The 19,544-nt window shown below is 43.7% G+C and carries 18 protein-coding genes; 8 read left to right on the top strand and 10 right to left on the bottom strand.

What is annotated here, in order from left to right; all coding sequences use genetic code 11:
• The first annotated feature begins 115 nt into the window (after positions 1-115).
• On the top strand, positions 116-709 hold the full coding sequence (locus IEY67_RS12450; protein WP_183671576.1) for a sugar O-acetyltransferase: 594 nt from the start codon (positions 116-118) through the stop codon (positions 707-709).
• A gap of 173 nt (positions 710-882) precedes the next feature.
• Here IEY67_RS12450 and IEY67_RS12445 read toward each other — a convergent pair whose 3' ends face one another.
• The gene (locus tag IEY67_RS12445) at positions 883-1,290 is read right to left on the bottom strand and encodes a secondary thiamine-phosphate synthase enzyme YjbQ (protein WP_183671575.1); all 408 of its coding nucleotides are present in this window, start codon (positions 1,288-1,290) and stop codon (positions 883-885) included.
• A gap of 14 nt (positions 1,291-1,304) precedes the next feature.
• Positions 1,305-2,102: a hypothetical protein gene (locus IEY67_RS12440; protein WP_183671574.1), complete on the bottom strand. Its 798-nt coding sequence runs from the start codon at positions 2,100-2,102 to the stop codon at positions 1,305-1,307.
• 97 nt (positions 2,103-2,199) lie between these two features.
• On the opposite strand from IEY67_RS12440, the gene IEY67_RS12435 reads away from it, so the two are divergent.
• From IEY67_RS12435 to IEY67_RS12420, 4 genes are all read left to right on the top strand, one after another.
• Positions 2,200-3,132, top strand: a complete 933-nt coding sequence (locus tag IEY67_RS12435; RefSeq protein WP_122356687.1) for a DUF362 domain-containing protein — start codon at positions 2,200-2,202, stop codon at positions 3,130-3,132.
• Positions 3,132-4,745, top strand: coding sequence for a 4Fe-4S binding protein (locus tag IEY67_RS12430; protein WP_183671573.1), 1,614 nt, complete (start codon positions 3,132-3,134; stop codon positions 4,743-4,745). The genes IEY67_RS12435 and IEY67_RS12430 overlap by 1 nt, the downstream gene beginning before the upstream one ends.
• A 40-nt stretch (positions 4,746-4,785) precedes the next feature.
• The gene (tgt, locus tag IEY67_RS12425; protein ID WP_122356691.1) at positions 4,786-5,916 is read left to right on the top strand and encodes a tRNA guanosine(34) transglycosylase Tgt; all 1,131 of its coding nucleotides are present in this window, start codon (positions 4,786-4,788) and stop codon (positions 5,914-5,916) included.
• A 94-nt stretch (positions 5,917-6,010) separates the two neighbouring features.
• A complete protein-coding gene (locus tag IEY67_RS12420) occupies positions 6,011-7,096 on the top strand; it encodes an LptF/LptG family permease (RefSeq protein WP_122356693.1) in 1,086 nt (361 codons plus the stop codon).
• Between the two features lie 122 nt (positions 7,097-7,218).
• Here IEY67_RS12420 and IEY67_RS12415 read toward each other — a convergent pair whose 3' ends face one another.
• A complete protein-coding gene (locus tag IEY67_RS12415; RefSeq protein ID WP_229801047.1) occupies positions 7,219-8,688 on the bottom strand; it encodes a PCMD domain-containing protein in 1,470 nt (489 codons plus the stop codon).
• Positions 8,689-8,923: 235 nt separating this feature from the next.
• Positions 8,924-10,096, bottom strand: coding sequence for a DUF4925 domain-containing protein (locus tag IEY67_RS12410; protein WP_183671572.1), 1,173 nt, complete (start codon positions 10,094-10,096; stop codon positions 8,924-8,926).
• Between the two features lie 234 nt (positions 10,097-10,330).
• Between IEY67_RS12410 and IEY67_RS12405 the strand changes: the two genes are divergently transcribed.
• Positions 10,331-10,531 carry a hypothetical protein gene (locus tag IEY67_RS12405; RefSeq protein ID WP_183671571.1) on the top strand — a complete coding sequence of 67 codons (201 nt, stop codon included), beginning with the start codon at positions 10,331-10,333 and terminating at the stop codon, positions 10,529-10,531.
• An 86-nt stretch (positions 10,532-10,617) separates the two neighbouring features.
• Here the strand turns inward: IEY67_RS12405 and IEY67_RS12400 are convergent, their stop codons facing one another.
• The 4 genes from IEY67_RS12400 to IEY67_RS12385 form a co-directional block, all read right to left on the bottom strand.
• Positions 10,618-10,803, bottom strand: a complete 186-nt coding sequence (locus IEY67_RS12400; protein ID WP_122356703.1) for a CDGSH iron-sulfur domain-containing protein — start codon at positions 10,801-10,803, stop codon at positions 10,618-10,620.
• Positions 10,804-10,899: 96 nt separating this feature from the next.
• Complete coding sequence (locus tag IEY67_RS12395) at positions 10,900-11,424, bottom strand: acyl-CoA carboxylase biotin carboxyl carrier protein subunit (protein WP_122356705.1); 525 nt, start codon at positions 11,422-11,424, stop codon at positions 10,900-10,902.
• Between the two features lie 15 nt (positions 11,425-11,439).
• Positions 11,440-12,951 (bottom strand): acetyl-CoA carboxylase biotin carboxylase subunit, encoded by a 1,512-nt coding sequence (gene accC, locus IEY67_RS12390; RefSeq protein WP_183671570.1) that lies wholly within the window; start codon positions 12,949-12,951, stop codon positions 11,440-11,442.
• A gap of 13 nt (positions 12,952-12,964) precedes the next feature.
• A complete protein-coding gene (locus IEY67_RS12385; protein WP_122356708.1) occupies positions 12,965-14,509 on the bottom strand; it encodes an acyl-CoA carboxylase subunit beta in 1,545 nt (514 codons plus the stop codon).
• A 395-nt stretch (positions 14,510-14,904) separates the two neighbouring features.
• Here IEY67_RS12385 and IEY67_RS12380 point away from each other — a divergent pair, with 395 nt between their 5' ends.
• Positions 14,905-16,029, top strand: a complete 1,125-nt coding sequence (locus IEY67_RS12380) for a sialidase family protein (RefSeq protein WP_183671569.1) — start codon at positions 14,905-14,907, stop codon at positions 16,027-16,029.
• Positions 16,030-16,099: 70 nt separating this feature from the next.
• Here the strand turns inward: IEY67_RS12380 and IEY67_RS12375 are convergent, their stop codons facing one another.
• Positions 16,100-17,389, bottom strand: coding sequence for an L-cysteine desulfidase family protein (locus tag IEY67_RS12375; RefSeq protein ID WP_122356726.1), 1,290 nt, complete (start codon positions 17,387-17,389; stop codon positions 16,100-16,102).
• 226 nt (positions 17,390-17,615) lie between these two features.
• Here IEY67_RS12375 and IEY67_RS12370 point away from each other — a divergent pair, with 226 nt between their 5' ends.
• Entirely contained in the window at positions 17,616-18,779 is a 1,164-nt protein-coding gene (locus IEY67_RS12370; protein WP_229801046.1) for a hypothetical protein, read from the top strand.
• A 91-nt stretch (positions 18,780-18,870) separates the two neighbouring features.
• Here the strand turns inward: IEY67_RS12370 and IEY67_RS12365 are convergent, their stop codons facing one another.
• Complete coding sequence (locus IEY67_RS12365) at positions 18,871-19,533, bottom strand: YMGG-like glycine zipper-containing protein (RefSeq protein ID WP_183671568.1); 663 nt, start codon at positions 19,531-19,533, stop codon at positions 18,871-18,873.
• Positions 19,534-19,544 lie beyond the last annotated feature (11 nt).

Below are 19,544 nucleotides of genomic sequence, written 5' to 3'. Positions count from 1 at the left end.
CGTATTTCCATGAGGAATATAATGATACATATAGATTTATTCGTATTTTTACGGGTGTAGCAAGTCTACAAAGCAGACTGCCATTCGACTATGCATTTAATACAGTTATCAGAACATGAAAACCAATTATCAAAAATTTTTAGCCGGTGAATACTGCAACCGGCTCGACAAAGAGGTTTTGGATATGATCATCCGGAATAAAAGATTACTCTCGAAATTTAATGCAACGGATATTTCCGATACGGAAGCGAGGACGGAACTTTTGCATGAAATGTTCGGGAAAGTGGGCAAGCATGTCAGCGTGGATATCAATTTTCATTGCGAATGCGGTAAACATATCTTTATTGGGGATAAGGTCGTTATAAATATGAATTGTACCTTTTTAGATGATAACATTATTACGATCGGAAACCATGTTTTAATTGCTCCCAACGTACAACTATATACAGCAACACACCCGGTAGCTGCCAGCGAAAGATTTGTAGAAAACTGGGATGAAAATTCAGGGGAACTCTTTTTCAAAACGAAAGCCCTCTCGATCACTATCGGAAATTATGTATGGATCGGAGGCGGCGCTATCATCCTTCCGGGCGTCACAATCGGAGATAATTGCGTCATCGGTGCCGGAAGTGTGGTAACCCAATCAATACCCGCCAACAGTATAGCGGTTGGAAATCCTTGTAGAGTTATCAGAAAAAATTCCAATTGACAGGAATAGTCATTTGTTCCCTATTGTCTATTTTAACGTACCCAACTAATTGACAATCGATTACAGTTTCCTCGTAATTCCCGGGTTTGGAAACTCCAGTTCCCTCCGCAGGAAACTGTAATTTCCCAGGCAGGGAACTGGAGTTTCCTACTTAGGAAATTTACGGAAACTAACTATATAATTGTAATACTCAACCTGCGGCTGTCCCCGCCGTCGCGGAATTCACAAAGATAGATACCTTGCCAGGTTCCCAGGTTCAGACGATGGTTCTTTATCGGAATAGTTACAGACGATCCTAATAGCGAAGCCTTGATATGGGCAAACATATCATCGTCACCTTCCAGCGTATGGGTAAAATAAGAAGCTCCGTCGGGCACCAATTTATTGAAAAAGGTATTGAAGTCGTGACGGACAGACGGGTCCGCATTCTCATTCAGGGTAAGCGCGGCAGAAGTATGTTTGATAAACAGGAATAACAGGCCATTTTCCGGTAGTTCCGGCAGACGGGAAACAATATCCCGTGTGACGAGATGGAATCCCCGGTTATAATGAGGCAATTGTATATCGAATGTTGTAGCCATGATAAATCTCCGGTTTATTGTTCCAGTAATCCTTCCAGATAACGTTCCGGTGATAAACCGACCTGTTGCATGAATCCGGCAAGGGCACTAAAGTTCAGTTCTTCAGTCTCACTGTCAAGTAAAGTTACTTTGCGGATGACATTCAGGGGCAAAGAGATGGGAACGAAAGGTCGCAATTGCCCGTCCTCATACCGGTAACCGGCATCGGCAGGATTGCGAAGGACTGTCAACCGCCATTCTTTCTCCGGTGCACATGCCGGATTCTTTACTTCCAGGCAAGCATTACATAAAAGTGAGAAGAAACGCGAATCAGCCGTAAAACCACTGTGCTCTTCATCGAAAAAGAACTTATCGTATTCACGCTCCATCTGTGTAACAAAATTGGCGAACACCTGCCCTTCATCGTATTTACAGCGGATCAGGAACATGTTTTCAAAAAGACAATGTTCAGCCAATTGCTCATAATCGAGTGACAAACGCAGATATGGCAATCCGGAGTCTTTTACTTTCCCGGGAAGAAAAGTGCCGTCTTCATAAAAAGATAACTTATAAAGATCCATCTCCGGCCCGATCAGCATCCGCCGCTTTTCACGAAAAAAAGGAATGGCTTGTTTACTCTCTTCCTTTGGAATTCCTTTCTGTACTTCATACTCACCTATGGCTTTCCTTAGCAACGACAATCCATATTGATATTCTTCCCTGGCAACGGTATATAATAAATTTTCAGCTTGTAAGATAAATGCCGGTTCCCCAGCCGGTTTCATGCAACCTTCGACAAAGGAATGCAGTGATATATAAGTATATAATTCCATTAAATTAATATTTTTTACGGGCAAAGATACACTATAATTCAGAGAATTGCTACCTTTGTTTCAACTATCAATAATTCTAATAACCAATTACAACAAGATGAAACGTCGTGATTTCTTAAAGACCAGTGTAGTAGCTGGTGCCGCTCTTTCAATAGACTTTAAAGGGTTGCAAGCTGCCTTATCAACCAATACGATGGCAGTGGAACAAGCCCCTGAAATGGTAGCCGTTATGGGTGGCGAGCCTGAAGTCATGCTTGACAAAGCATTGGAGACCCTGGGGGGAATCGGAAAGTATATCAAAAAAGGGCAAAAAGTCGTTATCAAACCGAACATCGGATGGGACCGTACACCGGAACTGGCAGGAAATACCAACCCACAGCTTATCAAGGCGCTGGTAAAGAAATGCCTGGATGCTGGAGCAGAAAAAGTAACCGTTTTCGACCATACCTGCGATAACTGGCAGAAATGTTATGAAAGCAGTGGTATCGCTGCAGCCGTAAAAGAAGCCGGAGGTATTATCATGCCGGGTAATGACGAAAAGTATTTCAAAGAAGTATCTATCCCCAACGGAGTAAAAGTAAAATCAGCCAAGATACATGAAGCACTGATCGAAGCCGATGCCTGGATCAACGTTCCTATCCTGAAGAATCATGGTGGAGCAAAACTGTCCTGTGCCATGAAGAATTATATGGGGATCGTTTGGGACCGCCGGTTCTTCCATCAGAACGACCTGCAGCAATGTATCGCCGATATTTGTACCTGGCAGAAGAAACCGGTACTGAATATCGTAGATGCTTACCGTATGATGCACCAGAACGGGCCGCAGGGTAAAAGCGCTGCAGACGTAGCCACATTGAAATCCATGATTGTCTCTCCGAATATCATTGCGATCGACACGGCCGCTCTGGCTCTGTTCAACCAGGTAAAGAAACTGGATATGGAAGCTGTCGGACACATCGGTAAAGGAGAAGAATTAAAACTGGGAACAACGGATTTAAAGAAAGTCAATATCAAACGTATTAAGATTTAATGAAGCGACCTAATTATTTAAAAGGACTGAGAGTTCTGCTCGCAGTCCTGTTTTTTATACCCATCCTTCTTTTCTTCCTGGACTTTACGAATAAGATGCCGATGGATATACATAAACTGCTGCATGTCCAGTTACTGCCTGCTATTTTGGGCGGTATGTTCGGGATCGTAGCCGTTCTACTTCTGCTGACGTTATTCTTCGGGCGTATCTACTGTTCGGTAATCTGTCCGGCCGGAGTTTTCCAGGATATGATCAATCGCCTGTTCTGTATAGGCAAAAAGAAGAAAAAAGGGATACGACGGTTCAAATATCATAAACCCTTGAACTGGGTACGTTATGTTCTACTGGCGGCAACAGCGATAACGGCTGCACTGGGATTTTCCGGTCTGTGCCTGTTACTCGATCCCTACAGTAATTTTGGACGCATCGCAGCAAATTTGTTCCGCCCTTCCGTCATGTGGGGAAATAATATATTGGCCGACTGGTTAATGAAAATGGATAACTACTCGTTGTTTCATGTAACGATCAGTACCGTGAGTATTGCAGGTCTGATGGCCGGTATCGTGGCATTGGTTGTATTTGCCGTGATGGTTATTTTCCGCGGCCGTCTGTTTTGTAACTCGTTATGTCCGGTTGGAGCTTTGCTTAGTCTGGTTTCGCGTTATTCATTCTTCCGTATTACGTTCGACAAAGAGGCTTGTACTCATTGTGGGAACTGTGAACATACCTGTAAAGCAGAAGCGATCGACGCTAAAAATCTGACGGTCGACACATCGCGTTGCGTGGATTGTTTCAACTGTGTTTCATCCTGTTCCAAAGGCGGATTGCAATACCGTTTCAACCCTCCTTTCAGGAAAGAAGAAAAGAAGATTGCCGAAGCTGCCATGAATATGGAAGCAGAACCGCAACCGGCAGTGAACAGCCGTCGTACTTTTCTGGCTACCGGAGCTACTGTTGCCGCTACCCTCCCGATCGTTTCGGCTATTGCGGAAGGTGTTGAACAAGCCAAAGGTAATGGACATGGGAATGGTCACGGAAAGAGAAAAGGCCGTAAAAAATGGCCGCCCGTTACACCTCCGGGATCACTGAGCCTGGAACGTTTCAAAGACAAATGTACCGGATGCCATATCTGTGTGGTGAAGTGTCCGAGCCAGGTATTGCGTCCGGCCGGATTGGAATATGGTTTCGATTATCTGCTGAAGCCGCGCATGGCCTATCTCAGTAGTTATTGTAATTACGAATGCACGATATGCTCGGAAGTTTGCCCGGCCGGTGCCATTATGCCTATCACGGTGGAAGAAAAGAAATCGTTGCAGGTAGGTATTGCCACTTTCTTTATCAACCGTTGTATTGTGAAGACGGAAGGAACCGACTGCGGTGCCTGCTCCGAACACTGTCCGACACAGGCTGTACACATGGTGCCTTACGAAGGAACACTGACGATCCCGCAGGTAAATCCCGACTTATGTGTAGGTTGCGGCGGCTGCGAATCGATCTGTCCGGTGCGTCCGATGCGGGCTATTATCGTGAAGTCGAATGTGGTGCATCAAACCATTGTTTTACCGGAAGAGGAAGAAGTCAAAAACGTAGAAGTAGATGACTTCGGATTCTGATAGAATTATATTACCTTTGCGCCCAAAGCAAAGATAAAGAATGAAATTCGAATTACAACACAACGATACTAAGACAAATGCAAGGGCGGGCTTGATTACAACCGATCACGGGGTAATCGAGACGCCCATTTTTATGCCTGTCGGAACACAAGGCACAGTGAAAGGCGTCCACATGACCGAACTGAAAGAGGATATTAAGGCACAGATCATCCTGGGTAACACCTATCATCTATACCTGCGTCCGGGTCTTGAAATCCTGGAGAAAGCCGGGGGATTGCACAAGTTTAATACATGGGACCGCCCTATCCTGACCGACAGCGGAGGTTTCCAGGTATTCTCGCTTTCCGACAACCGCAAATTGCACGAGGAAGGAGCCGAGTTCCGTTCTCATATAGATGGTTCAAAGCATCTTTTCACCCCCGAAAAGGTAATGGATATCCAGCGTATCATCGGTGCCGACATCATTATGGCTTTCGACGAATGTTGTCCGGGAGATGCCGACTATGATTATGCAAAAAAGTCACTGGGGTTGACCGAACGATGGCTGGACCGTTGTTTCGACCGTTTCAATTCCACGGAGCCGAAATATGGCTACAGCCAATGCCTCTTCCCGATCGTACAGGGTTGTGTATATCCAGATCTGCGCCGTCATGCGGCTGAGAACATAGCAAAGAAAGGGGCTGACGGAAATGCTATCGGCGGACTGGCTGTCGGCGAACCTACCGAGAAGATGTACGAAATGATCGAGGTTGTCAATGAAATATTACCCAAAGACAAACCTCGCTACCTGATGGGGGTTGGGACTCCGATTAATCTGCTGGAGGCGATCGAGCGCGGCGTGGATATGTTCGACTGTATCATGCCGACCCGTAACGGACGTAACGGGCAGATCTTCACGCAATACGGTACGATCAACCTGCGCAATAAGAAATGGGAGGACGACTTCTCCCCTGTCGATCCGGATGCCCACTCATACGTAGATACGCTTTACAGCAAAGCATACCTGCATCATCTGATCAAAGTAAACGAACTCCTGGGTCTGCAAATTGCTTCCATCCATAACCTCGCCTTCTATCTGTGGCTGGTGAAGGAAGCACGAAAGCATATCATCGCCGGTGACTTTGCTATCTGGAAAAGCGGTATGGTGCAGCAACTAAATAATCGACTTTAAGAATTGAAAATTGAAGATTGAAAATTGAGAATTTCCATAATCTATTCCAGTTTTCAATTTTCAATTCTCAATTTTCAATTAAAAAGACATTCGCATGAAATTCAAATTAAAACGGATAGACTGGTATATCATCAAGCAGTTTCTCGGAACGTATGTTTTCGCGATCATGCTGATCATCTCTATCTCCGTCGTATTCGATATAAACGAAAAGATCGATAAGTTCCTGAAACCCGAAGTTCCGCTGCAGGCGATCATTCTGGATTATTATATGAACTTTATCCCCTATTTCGCCAACTTGTTCAGTCCACTGTTCACGTTTATCGCGGTCATCTTCTTTACCTCGAAGCTGGCGGACAATTCGGAGATTATCGCCATGTTGGCAAGCGGAATGAGTTTCCGGCGGCTGATGCTGCCTTATGCGATCTCGGCTGCGATCATTGCGATAGCCAGTTTTGTATTGAGTGCTTTCATCATTCCCCCGGCCAATGTGACGCGTATCGATTTTCAGAACAAATATATCAGGAACAAAAAAGTGGAATATGCCCGAAACATACAGATTGAAGTGGAACCGGGTGTGTTCGCTTATTTCGACCGTTATGACGCACGCCCGAACATGGGTTATCGTTTCTCACTCGAACATTTCGAAGGAAAGAAGCTGATCTCCAAGCTGACGGCCAATTCGATCAAATACGACTCGCTATACAAATGGACCGTGATCGATTATATGATCCGCGACTTTGAAGGAATGCGCGAACATATCACCCAAGGTTCCCGTAAAGACACGACGCTGACGATCATTCCGTCCGACTTCCTGATCTCGGTAAACGATTGTGAGACGATGACCTCCCCACAGTTGGCAACTTATATCGAACGGCAGAAAACGCGTGGTATAGGTAATATCCAGACATTCCAGATCGAATATCATAAACGTTTCGCTTCCATCATGGCGGCATTTATCCTGACCTCTATCGGGGCTTCTCTCTCCTCACGCAAAATCAAGGGAGGTATGGGTATGAATATCGGTATCGGACTGGCTTTGAGTTTCTCTTACATCCTGTTCACCACGGTTACATCGACCTTTGCGATCAACGGATATGTAAGTGCGATGGTGGCCGCCTGGATCCCGAATATTCTCTATACGTTCATTGCCATTTATCTGTACCGGAAAGCGCCGAGATAATCACTGGTATCCCTGCTTATGAGCCATGAAATGTTTGTGGTAGCTGAAAAATAAAAAAGGAATGTATCAAAACTAACTTTGACACATTCCTTTTTCACTATATGGATTTTACGAATCGTATATTATTCGAAAACGACTTCCAGTTCATCTATATATAAGGTACTTCCGGGTGCTCCCTGGAAAGCATCACCTTTACTGCTGGAAGAGAAAATTAGAGCCAGCTTATACAATTTGGTTGAATCATACGTTTTGCCATCCAGAAAATTGAATTCGAGGCTGAACGGAGTATATTCCGCTTTCGCCGTACCGTCGGCCAGCTTCGCTACTGCTACACGTTTATCAGAATCGCCGATATCTACGCCTGTCAATGTTTCCTTCTCGTCAGCTACTTCATATAAAACTCCCATTATGCTGCATTCGTCCGTCAATTCCGGATGTTCTATAATATTTGCTTTTTCAGAACCATCTAAAAATAATTCACCAGGAGTATATTTATAATATCCATTAAAGAGCAACGGTTTTTTATCACACATGATACCGAATTTCGTACTGTTCAACTGGTTCGAAAAATCAATTGCAAAACGACCTGTATATAAAGAGCCGGAAGTAATAGCAGGTGCCATAGATATATCCGCTGTATTCTTAGTAACCAGTTTAGCAGCCGTTCCGCTAACAGCGTCATCTGTTGGAACAACCGGAAATTCGCCCGTATAACCAAAAAGCGCTAATAAGCTGGCTCCGGCGGTACTGGTAGCCCATTTATCATCAGGGAATGGCGTTTTGTAGGCAGCCTTACCGGTTCCTTTGTCAACCCATTCGTCTAGTGAATATTTCTGCATTTTGCCAGCTACGGAAACAGTATAAGTCGTGGTCGTAATTCCATCCTCCGAAGTCACAGTGTAAGTGACAGGTTTAGAGAAATCCTGCGCTACACCGCTTGCCGGAGTGATAGTCGCTTTATCAGAAATTTTGATTGTTGGAACTAAAGTTGCCAATTCTTCCGCTTTGATGGTATCTGAGACCATAAAGGTGATGTTTGTTCCATCAATTTCCGGCTGTGAAACGACTTCTTTGCTGTCGAAAGTAAATTCTGTGATCTTAGCCTCCGAACTCTGGTCGGTAGCCAGTTTCGTACCCGTGAAATCGACTTTCACCGTGATGGCTGCACCTGACTGGGTAGCTTTTACATTGATCACCATATCAAGTTTTTCACCGGCAATAGTACCGTTCATTACCACATCGCAATCGCCGACGATAGGTAACGTCAACTTTTGTTCGCCATCGAACTTACAAACGTCATCACTTTGTTTTTCTACATTACATTTGTCTACGGAAATGTTTCCGAGTACCATAGCCCCGAAGCTGAAGTTTTTCAGTTCCATCTTGATCTGGTTGTCGCCGACTTTGGTCACATACACTTTCTGGGGAAGATTTTCACCGACTTTGGTTCCGTCCAGATCTACATCGAGCGTTCCTTTATATACGCCGTCAAATTCTGTTCCGATAGGTCCTGCCTTATCGTCATCACTACAAGCCGTGAACAAACTTAGCATGCAAAGCATGCTGAATAAATACATTAGTTTTGTTTTCATAAATCTGTTAGTAAACTAATACCTTTTAATTATTAAAATAAAGTTCTTCAAAACAGCACGAAGATAAGGATAATTTTCGATAAAACATTTTGTTCAGGAAAGGCGTTGACGGATAAATTGTTTGGGATATAAAGGTATACCTGCATACTAAACAAAAAAGAAGGCATCCTTTTGAGATACCTTCTTTTTGATTTTAATAAATTATTGGGGATATTTCTTCAATTCCAAATTAAAATTATTCTGTCACAGGAAGCAATGTAAGACCGATCTGAATGTCTGTTGTTGTAGCAATAATATCAGGCATAGCTACCAAGACCGGTTTCAAAAAGGCATCCACCAAAGCGCCTAACTCCTCACCGGCACTTCCTTTCAAAAGTTCAACCAATGAATTAACAGTCTGCTCATCTTCGAACAGAGGAGCTATTTGCTGCAACAAAGGAAGTAACACGTCTTTGCCTAAATAAACGACAGTATTCCCGTCTTCATTTGTTGTATAAGACAGAGGAACGCCTTCTGCCAACATCGGTACAATATTTTTAAGCAGCCCCATAACAAAACTCAAGTCAGCCGCACGCGATTTATTTGCCACAGCCATGATCTGATTTGCATTCAGATAAACATACAATTTATCCCCTTTTACGGCATACATGGCCAAATTCAATGGCGACTCCTTCCATTCAGTATCGGCAGGAGTATTTTTATATTTGGCTTGGATGTTTCCATCAGGCAAGAAAGTCACTTCATTCAAAATGCCGAACAACAATTGCGGGACTGTCATTCCATCCTTAATCGGGGCCATTCCCATTGTCAACAGTAGAGCACTTTGAATATCCCATGTTCCTCCATTAAATGGAAATTCATCAGCATTCCAAACAATATGGATAGGATCAGCAGCCATAAAACCCACCGGAGCCAACTTCCATGATGTACCTACCAAATCAGTTTTAGGCATGGTCACTTTCAAATCCAATTTCAAACCATCCTTGGTTGCTTCTCCTTTATAGTTAATGACACGGCCATCTTTCTCATCAGTTCCTTCGAAAGACACTTTTTCGCCTTCTACCAATAAATCAACATTCAGGGTAGTCGTCAATTCTCCCGGTACGACACCGGCTGTAGCAATTCCCTCAGTCGAAGTATTGTTAGTTGATTTTCCAGCAGGTATTAAACCTGACAGGTCAAGACTTGCACCGGATAAAGTCAATACAGCTTTGTCAACACTTTGTGATGTAAACGAAACCTCTTTTCCCAACATAGCCTCACCACTATAGGTCAACTGCAAGCCGTTCTTATCGGTAAATACAGTATTTTCCACAGGGCATTTTACATCATCATCATCATCGCTACAAGCGGTGAAAAAACTTAAGATACAAAGTACAGTAAATAAATACAATAAATTTTTCTTCATCCTTTTTATAAGTTTAATATTAATTGGGTGCAAATATAGTTCTGATTTTTAACTTTACGACTAAAAAAAACATTTTCTAACATCAGAACCCAAATTTCCCCTAAGAAAACTATTTTTCTTCCATTTTTTACCTACATTTAGCTCGTCCGACTATCGGAAAGCTTCAAAAACGAAAAAAAATAGTTTCCGACAGTCGGAATCCATTTTATTTACATTTTTTTTAGATTCGAACAGTTGGTCGATAAAGATCAGGCGAAAGAAACGGCGATCGGCACTGTGATCGATGCCGTGAATGCAGAGATCGTTCAATTCTCGGAAACACTGTCGCGTCGTGGTGTAGGGAAGAAAGCGAAGGTCGAGCCGGATGATAAGCCGATCATTCCTCCCGAAGAAGGTGGTGGTGAAGGTGGTGGCGACCGACCGGAGATAGAATAAATCCATCATTTATAACCAAAGAAAATCCGTAGCTCTTGAGGAGCTACGGATTTTCCGAATGTAAATGTATATCTATTATTACCAGGTCACAGTTTCATATGTGATCCGTCGCAAAACGGTTGGTTCTTTGAATGACCGCAACGGCAAATCGCCGTTCTTTCCATGATCATTTCTTTTCCATCGGGTGTGATCAGTTTTACCGGGCCTTTCACCAACAACGGACCTTTATCCATTGCTTTCAGTTCTACTAAAGGTTGTTCTTTGTTTTCCATAACTTCTAATTCTATTGGTTTTTATTTATATTATGTAAGCTTTATATAAGAACAATGACAAATTTACATTTGTTTAGTAAAAACAATAAATAGGATTTATTCTACCACTAACATTTTATCATTGACAGCGACTTTATCGCCACCGGTAATATAAACCTCCTTCACTATCCCGTCTATCGGGCTGCGTATCTCGTTTTCCATTTTCATGGCGACCAATACACAAAGCGGAGTTCCCGCCGTAACTTCATCACCGGGTTTCACATTCACTTTCAGGATCACGCCCGGCATCTGTGCAGTGATCACCTGACGGCCGACAGCCACCGACTGGATACGCGACAGGCGCATCTTCTTCAGTTCGTCGATTACCTGTACCTGGAAATAATCGCCTTTGTTCTTAACTTCGTACACATCGTCGGATATATTGGATATCTGGACACCGTGCGATTTATGATTGAGGATGATGGAATAGATGCTATCCCCTCCCACATTATAATCTACATTATATATCTTGCCGTTTACGGAGACTTTCTTTACCGGGCCGTCTTCCAGTATTTCCACCTTGAATTCGGTGTCGGGCATATCATTTACTGTTGCAAAATAGGTTGCTAATGCTTTTGACATAATCAGATCCTCCTTTTAATAGTTATTGGCAGTCATCTGCAGTTTACCGTAATATTTCCATAAAGACTCGCCTACCAACGGGACTGTTGTCATACGGGCAGAGGCCTCCTTCTCCTGTTCGAAATGCTTGATGGCCGCAGCAATCACGGCAACCAGCGGATCGTTGTTCTGACGACGTTTCAGATCTTCCTTATCGAATTTGGTATCGATGAAAGTCGTATCGTAATTCCCTTTCAGGAACGTCTCGTTGTGCAAGACACGCTGATGGAACGGGATCGTCGTTTTAATTCCCAGAATCTTATATTCCCGCAACGCACGTGCCATATTGGAGATGGCTGATTCGCGGTTACGTCCCCAAGTACACAGTTTGGCGATCATCGGGTCGTAATGCAAAGAGACTTCAAATCCGGCATACGCGGCACTGTCCAGACGTACATTACGTCCTTCGGGCGCTTCACGAACCTTGATGACACCCGGCGAAGGCATAAAGTTATTCTCCGGGTCTTCCGCATAGATACGGCATTCGATGGCCGCCCCTCTGAACTCTACATCTTCCTGTTTGTATGGCAACGGATTACCGGCAGCCACCAGGATCATATCACGTACCAGATCGACACCCGTAACCTCTTCCGTCACCGGATGTTCCACCTGCAGACGGGTATTCATTTCCAGGAAATAGAAGTTCTGGTCTTTATCCATCATAAATTCCAACGTTCCGGCACTGTAATAACCGATCTTCTTACAGGCTTCCACAGCAACAGCCAGCATCTTCTTGCGCGTCTCTTCCTTTACAAAAGGTGACGGCGATTCCTCGATCACTTTCTGGTTACGGCGCTGGATAGAGCATTCACGTTCATAGAGATGGATCACATTCCCATATTTATCACCCAAAACCTGTACTTCGATATGATGCGGATTCTCAATATATTTTTCAATGTAAATAGCATCATTCCCGAATGAATTTCCGGCTTCGGAGCACGACAGACGGAAAGCTTCTTCCAGTCCTTCTTCATCCCGGACCAGACGCATGCCTTTACCACCTCCGCCAGCCAATGCTTTCAGCATGATCGGATAACCGACCTCTTTAGCCACCTTGCGGACTTCGGCTATATTGTTAACCGGCTCTTCTGTTCCGGGAACGACAGGTACACCGGCTGCTTTCATGATCTTGCGGGCCTCGGTCTTAATCCCCATTTTAGCAATAACATCGGCACTCGGACCAATAAATATGACACCTTCTTCTTCACATCTGCGGGCAAAATCTGCATTTTCAGATAGAAAACCGTATCCCGGATGGATAGCGGCACCGGTTTTCCGGGCGATTGCCAGGATCAGATCGGGTTTCAGATAAGAAGTGTCTGTTTCATCTTCCGAGATACAGTAGGCTTCTTCGGCATATCGTACATGCAAGGCACCCCGGTCTACATGTGTATAGATCGCAACGGTCGGTATATTCATTACGCGGCAGGTACGAAAGATTCGCATCGCAATTTCGCCGCGATTGGCTACTAATACTTTCTTTATCATAATCGTTCGCGTATTAAAGTGGTAAATTGGAATGTTTCTTCGGCGGATTGGATTGCCGTTTATTAGCCAGCAGTTCGAAGCTGCGGATCAGGCGGGCACGTGTTCCCGACGGTTCGATGATCTCGTCCACATAGCCCAGTTCGGCTGCCCGGTAGGGATTAGCGAATTTCTCACGGTAATCATCCTGCAATTCCTTGCGTTTCTTCTCTACATCCTCGGCCTTTTTCAGTTCTTTGCGGAAAAGGATATTCACGGCACCGTCCGGTCCCATTACAGCGATCTCGGCAGTCGGATAAGCGAAATTGATATCGCCGCGGATATGCTTGGAGCTCATCACATCATAAGCTCCGCCGTATGCCTTACGGGTAATAACCGTTACTTTCGGCACTGTCGCTTCACAATAGGCATAAAGCAATTTTGCCCCGTGGCGGATAATACCTTCATATTCCTGGTTAACGCCCGGAAGGAATCCCGGCACATCCACCAATGTCAGCAACGGAATATTGAAAGCATCGCAGAAGCGCACGAAACGGGCCGCCTTCACGGAAGCATTTATATCCAGCGTCCCTGCCAGAGCGGCCGGTTGATTGGCTACAACACCGATCGTTTTTCCGTTCAACCGGATATAGCCGATAACGATGTTCTTGGCATATTCTTCCTGTACTTCAAAGAAATTATGATCGTCGGCAACCGATTCGATCAGTTCTTTCATATCGTAAGGCTGATTCGGATTGGTCGGAATCAGATTATTCAACTGTTCATCGATCCGGTTCGCGCTGTCGGTCGTCGGGATGAACGGAGGTTCTTCCATATTATTACTTGGAAGGAATGACATAAGTTCGCGTATCTTCAGAATACAATCCATATCGTTATCCCCTGTGAAATGAGCTACTCCGGAACGACTGCTGTGCACTTCCGAGCCGCCTAAATCCTGCATTGTCACCTCTTCTTGCGTCACACTCTTTACCACTTCCGGCCCCGTAATAAACATATAGCTGGAATCTTTCACCATAAAGATGAAATCGGTCAGAGCCGGTGAATAGACTGCACCTCCGGCACACGGCCCCATGATCGCACTGATCTGTGGAATAACCCCCGAAGCCAGCGAGTTACGCAAAAAGATCTCCGCGTAACCGGCCAGCGAGCGTACACCCTCCTGAATACGTGCTCCGCCTGAATCGTTCAGACCGATCACCGGTGCACCCAGTTGCATCGCCATATCCATAATCTTACAGATCTTCCGTGCATATGTCTCGGAAAGAGCACCACCGAATACCGTAAAATCCTGGGCAAATACAAATACCGTACGTTTACCTATCAAACCGTAACCTGTCACTACCCCATCGCCCAACGGACGCTGTTTCTCCAGTCCGAATTCTGTACAACGATGGGTTACAAATTTGTCGACTTCCACAAAACTTCCTTTTTCAAGAAGTAATTCGATTCTTTCACGGGCAGTCAGTTTACCCGCTGCGTGTTGTTTTGCGATACGGTCTTCGCCGCCTCCCAGCTCTGCCTGATGGTTCAGAGCTGCCAATTGTTCAATTTTTTCTTTCATGGCGATTGTCGGTTTTTATTGATGAACTTTATTTTATTACTACTGGTGATATATACAAAAGTAAGAGTAACAACTATCTTAAACTGTATTATATATTACACAGTAAATATTCCATGATCTTAACGCCTTTACAAGATAAACATTTGAAAGTATGAAACTGTTACGGAAACCAATCGAATTTATCGATAGAGTTATCGATAAGGTCTATATCAAATATCTTTTCGATCTGATAAAAATGTTATTATCCATAAGGTTTATATACTAAAAGTCTCCTGATTTATTCTTTTTAGCCAAAAAATAACCGACCGACAAGTTAATTTACATAAATATAACGAACTGTTTATTGGATATCAAAAAACCTTTCTGTTAATTTATCTCACAAATAAGATACATTTATGAAGAAATTATTAATAACATGTTTTACTTTGGCTCTACAATTAGGCTACATTTTGCAAGCACAGGAACCAACTACTGATATTTTTCGGAAAGATCAGGACGGATATAGTTGTTTCCGTATTCCTGCAATTGTTCAAAGTAAAACCGGAACTCTATTAGCTTTTGCTGAAGCACGCAAAAACAGTTGTTCTGATACCGGAGATATAGATATTGTATTAAAACGTTCAGAAGATGGAGGAAGAACATGGAGTAGTCTGATTATTATATGGGATGATGGTGAGAATGTGTGTGGTAATCCAGCCCCTGTTGTAGACCAAGAAACCGGACGTATTATTTTAGTAAGTTGCTGGAATTTGGGAGAAGACCATGAAAAAGACATTATCGACCAAACCAGCAAAGACTCACGAAGAATATTTGTTCTCTACTCTGATGATGACGGAAAAAAATGGTCCGTCCCCAAAGATATAACATCTTCTGTTAAACATTCAGATTGGACATGGTATGCTACAGGTCCTTGCCACGGTATCCAAATACAAAATAAAAAATATAAAGGACGAATAGTGGTTTCTGCTAATCATATGGTTGCTGGTACAAAATCCTATCATTCCCAACTTATATATTCTGATGACAAAGGTGACACCTGGAAACTCGGAGGTGTGGTTAGCGAACATGGAGGAAATGAAAGTAGCGTTGTTGAACTAGGTAATGGTGAGCTTATGTTGAATATGCGAAATTATAATCGGGAAGAAAGTAAAACCCGCTCCTATGCAATCAGCAAAGATGGCGGAGAAACAATTTCAAAAATGCATTACCTCCCTGAATTGATAGAACCTATTTGCCAGGGAAGTACGATTAATTTTATGAGAAGTGGAAAAATCAGTAACTATATTTTATTTTCAAATCCGGCATCAACAGAGAATAGAGAAAAAATGACGATCAAATTAAGTGAAGACAACGGTCAAATGTGGCCACATACCTATTTGGTATATCCCGGTCCTAGTGCTTATTCAGATTTGGTCAATTTGTCTGATGGAAATATAGGATTACTATATGAATATGGTGTTAACAATCCATACGAAAAAATAGGATTCACTATCATCCCTTTTAATAAGCTCAAAAAGTAAGATAAAATAAAAAACCTCCCAACTGCAAAGAAACAGTTGGGAGGCCAAAGTAATGAACAAAAACAATCTTTTAGCAAGACTTGCCTGTCATAATATCTAATACCAATTTGTCTGTTTCTTCCATTCCACGGGAACCTATCGCTGTCAGATTCGAGATCGATTTATCCACATCCTCGTCGATAATACCTTCCACAGGAGTCACCACTTTGTTCTCCATCGCCATCAAAGCGGAGATCATTGCCGTAGAGACACCGCTCGAAACCTTCAAGGCGCAACTGGGCTTAGCCCCGTCGCAAATCATCCCCGTAATATTTCCGATCATATTCTTGATCGCATACGAAATCTGTGCCTTATTACCACCCATCAGATAAGTAATACCGCAACTGGAACCGGTAGCTGCAACCACACAACCACAAAGGGCAGACAATCGTCCGAGGCTCTGCTTAATGTAAATAACCATCAGATGGCTAAGTGTCAGGGCGCGTATCAACTGCTCTTCCGGACAATCGATATCTTCGGCGAAAGATAAAACCGGTAACGTGGCCGCAATACCCTGGTTACCGCTTCCTGAGTTACTCATAACCGGGATCATCGCTCCATCCATACGGGCATCACAGGCAGCAGCCGTCATCACCAACATATGTGTATAGGCCGAATCGCCCATGTATTTCCGTCCGTATTCTCCGGATACGGTTTTGCTGACAGTATGCCCGTAATGACCTTTTATAGAGGCTTGTGCAGCCTTCTTATTTAGATCGGCTGTTTCAAGGATAAAGCGGATTTCATCGAGCGGCATTTCCATCGCAAACTCATAAACGGTAGAAAAAGATAATTTTAATTCTTCCTCGTGGCAGATAGTATCGCCGGATAACTCTTTCCGCAGATCGGTCAGTACCACCCCATCCTTTTCCACATAGATTATATGCGTATGTTCGTGGCAGATGACAACCTTCGACGTCTCTTCGCCGGCAGTACAAATAACCTCTATATATAATTTGTCGACATTTTCCTTTAAAGCAATATGGATAATCTTATTCTCTATCATGGCCTTTCCCAACTCCAGAGCTTCCGGCGTTATATCCCGCAGCACCTCCAGTTCGTAAGCAGACTTTCCGATCAGCGTACCCAAAGCAACGGCAATGGGCAATCCTACCATTCCGGTTCCGGGAATTCCTACGCCCATGGCATTCTTCAGAATGTTGGCGCTAAGTAACACCTCGATCTTTTCGGGACGGTGTCCTAAAACTTCGGCAGCCTTGGCAGCAGCCAAAGCGACAGCAACAGGTTCAGTACAGCCAATAGCAGGAATTACCTCCTGATGTATGAGGGATATAATTTGTGATTTTGTCGTATTATCCATGAAAACTATGTTTTATGCGTTAGATTGGGGCAAAGGTAATGATTTAATTAATTACCGGACTTTATATGATCAAAATTATCACTTGTTTTCAGGCAGAAAAGGCAGATACAAAATGATTTGTAATTTATGTTATACGTTTCGCTAAATTTAGAATGAATATGATAAATTCGCAGCGTCCAACGCCATAGCGGGGAAAACTGAATGAATTAAAAATAAAAGATTGTTTATGGAAAGGAAAAGATTTATTTTCTACGGGTTGGCGATGCTCGTAGCGTTATTGTTAGTGGCTAAAATATTGATACCGGCATCACCGCCCTCCTCTTCGCCGCCGGAAAGCCTGTTGTCTGAAAACGATGATCTTCTGGAACGCGCGCTCCCTTCACTCGAATATATCCGGACCCATCAGCCGGAAGGTATTCCAGCTTTACATTCTGTTTCTGTTTATTCTCACAACGACTCGTTAAAACTGGATTATTGTTATCCAGATACTCTTATCACCAGACTTATCTCTCCGATTTTTGCTCCTTCTACCCCAACTCATCATCCGGAACACCATTATCAAACATTCCTGGCCACCATACCGGAAGGTGAAGATAGCTTTTTTAATATAGAATATCCGGAATTATGGATACCGACAACAATCTATGTCGTATTCCTGCTATTTCTGTTATCAGTACGGGGAGCTTGTCTTACAGCGGGAATACTTCGCCGGAAATGGGTACACATAGACGAAAGTAAGCCACAACCTCTTCCCTGCCGCTGGGGTAAAGGTCAGTGGATACAGATAACGGACACTGGAGTTTATATCTGTATCAGCGTATTTATTATGACCGGATTATTATCCATGTCACCAATCCCGAAATGGCTGGGCGACAGCCACAGGAAAAACGAAGAGAGTAAATTGCATCCGCCTCTTCGCCTGGAAGGTTTTAGTATGGACCCCGGCAAACTGCTCCAACCGGATGCTTACGGTATCTCGGCTACAGGCGGTGAAAAAGTCTGTATGCTGAAACTACGTTCGTATTTGGACAAGCCTCTGGTGGAAATTATCCGGCAGGCGGATGACGGTACCGTGCAACCGGAATATATTTACGCAGCGAAAAGTACGCCGAGGCGGTTCGTCGTTACCCGGCCGGATATTCTGCATTCACTGGAAAAACTATACGGCAAACCTATTCCTTTATTGAAGATGTCTTTATTGGAAGAATATGATGAATATTACCGTCCGGGGTCCGGCCTGAAAACACTGCCTTTGCCCGTATACAAAGTTGAAATTGACAACAAGGCACAGGATCTCTATTATTTCCCTTCTTCTAAGCCGACATATTATCATTATAATTCGAATACGAAGCTGCGGAAGAAAATTTCATCCTTGCCCGATAAGTGGTAAAGATTATTATATAAGACAAGTATGTTTCAAAAGTACTGAATGGAACTTTTGAAACATACTCGTTTATTCTGATTTTTCCGGTTCTTATAAGCTAGTTATCAGCGCCTATCGTTTCGACAGTAAATATTTCCTCATCTGTCCCATTACCGCGTCCTTCTTCCAGACGGACACTGAAAACTGCTTCACCTGTTTTTAACTCTTGTGAGGCACGTACTGTCACTTCATACGTGACAGGCTCATCCTGTGAAACCCTGGCTATCCGCACAGGATCCGATATTTCCAGATGTTCCCCTTCCTTTATTTTCACTATGGGAACAACATTCACTGCTTCCTGAAAACTGTTATTTACGATCACGAACGAGATACGGCAAGTTTCACCGGCATCGATCTTTTGGTTATAAGTCAGGCTATCCTCATCCAGCAAGATGTCTTCTATCCTCAAGTCAGGAAGAAGCACATGAGACGATGGCGTATATTTAGCCGGTCTGCTCCGCTCGACATAAGTTTCATTATCCGTACTGGCAGCGATCGATGCTCCGGCAATACCACCGACTGCCGTTCCTATGAAAGAACCGATTTCACCTCCTCCGTCATCATCGATTGCCTCCCCGATCAATCCGCCAAAGATCCAGCCGATAAAAGAACCGACCTGTGCCCCAAAGCCGGCCTTGTCTTCAGTGCTCATATTCCTCATTGCCCCGCAACCAGGCAGTATCAACAAAGAAATCATCAGGAAGAGAACTACATTTTTCATATATCAACTAT

Source organism: Parabacteroides faecis, assembly GCF_014647375.1.
Lineage (GTDB): Bacteria > Bacteroidota > Bacteroidia > Bacteroidales > Tannerellaceae > Parabacteroides > Parabacteroides faecis.
This window is presented reverse-complemented; position numbering and strand designations above follow the sequence as displayed.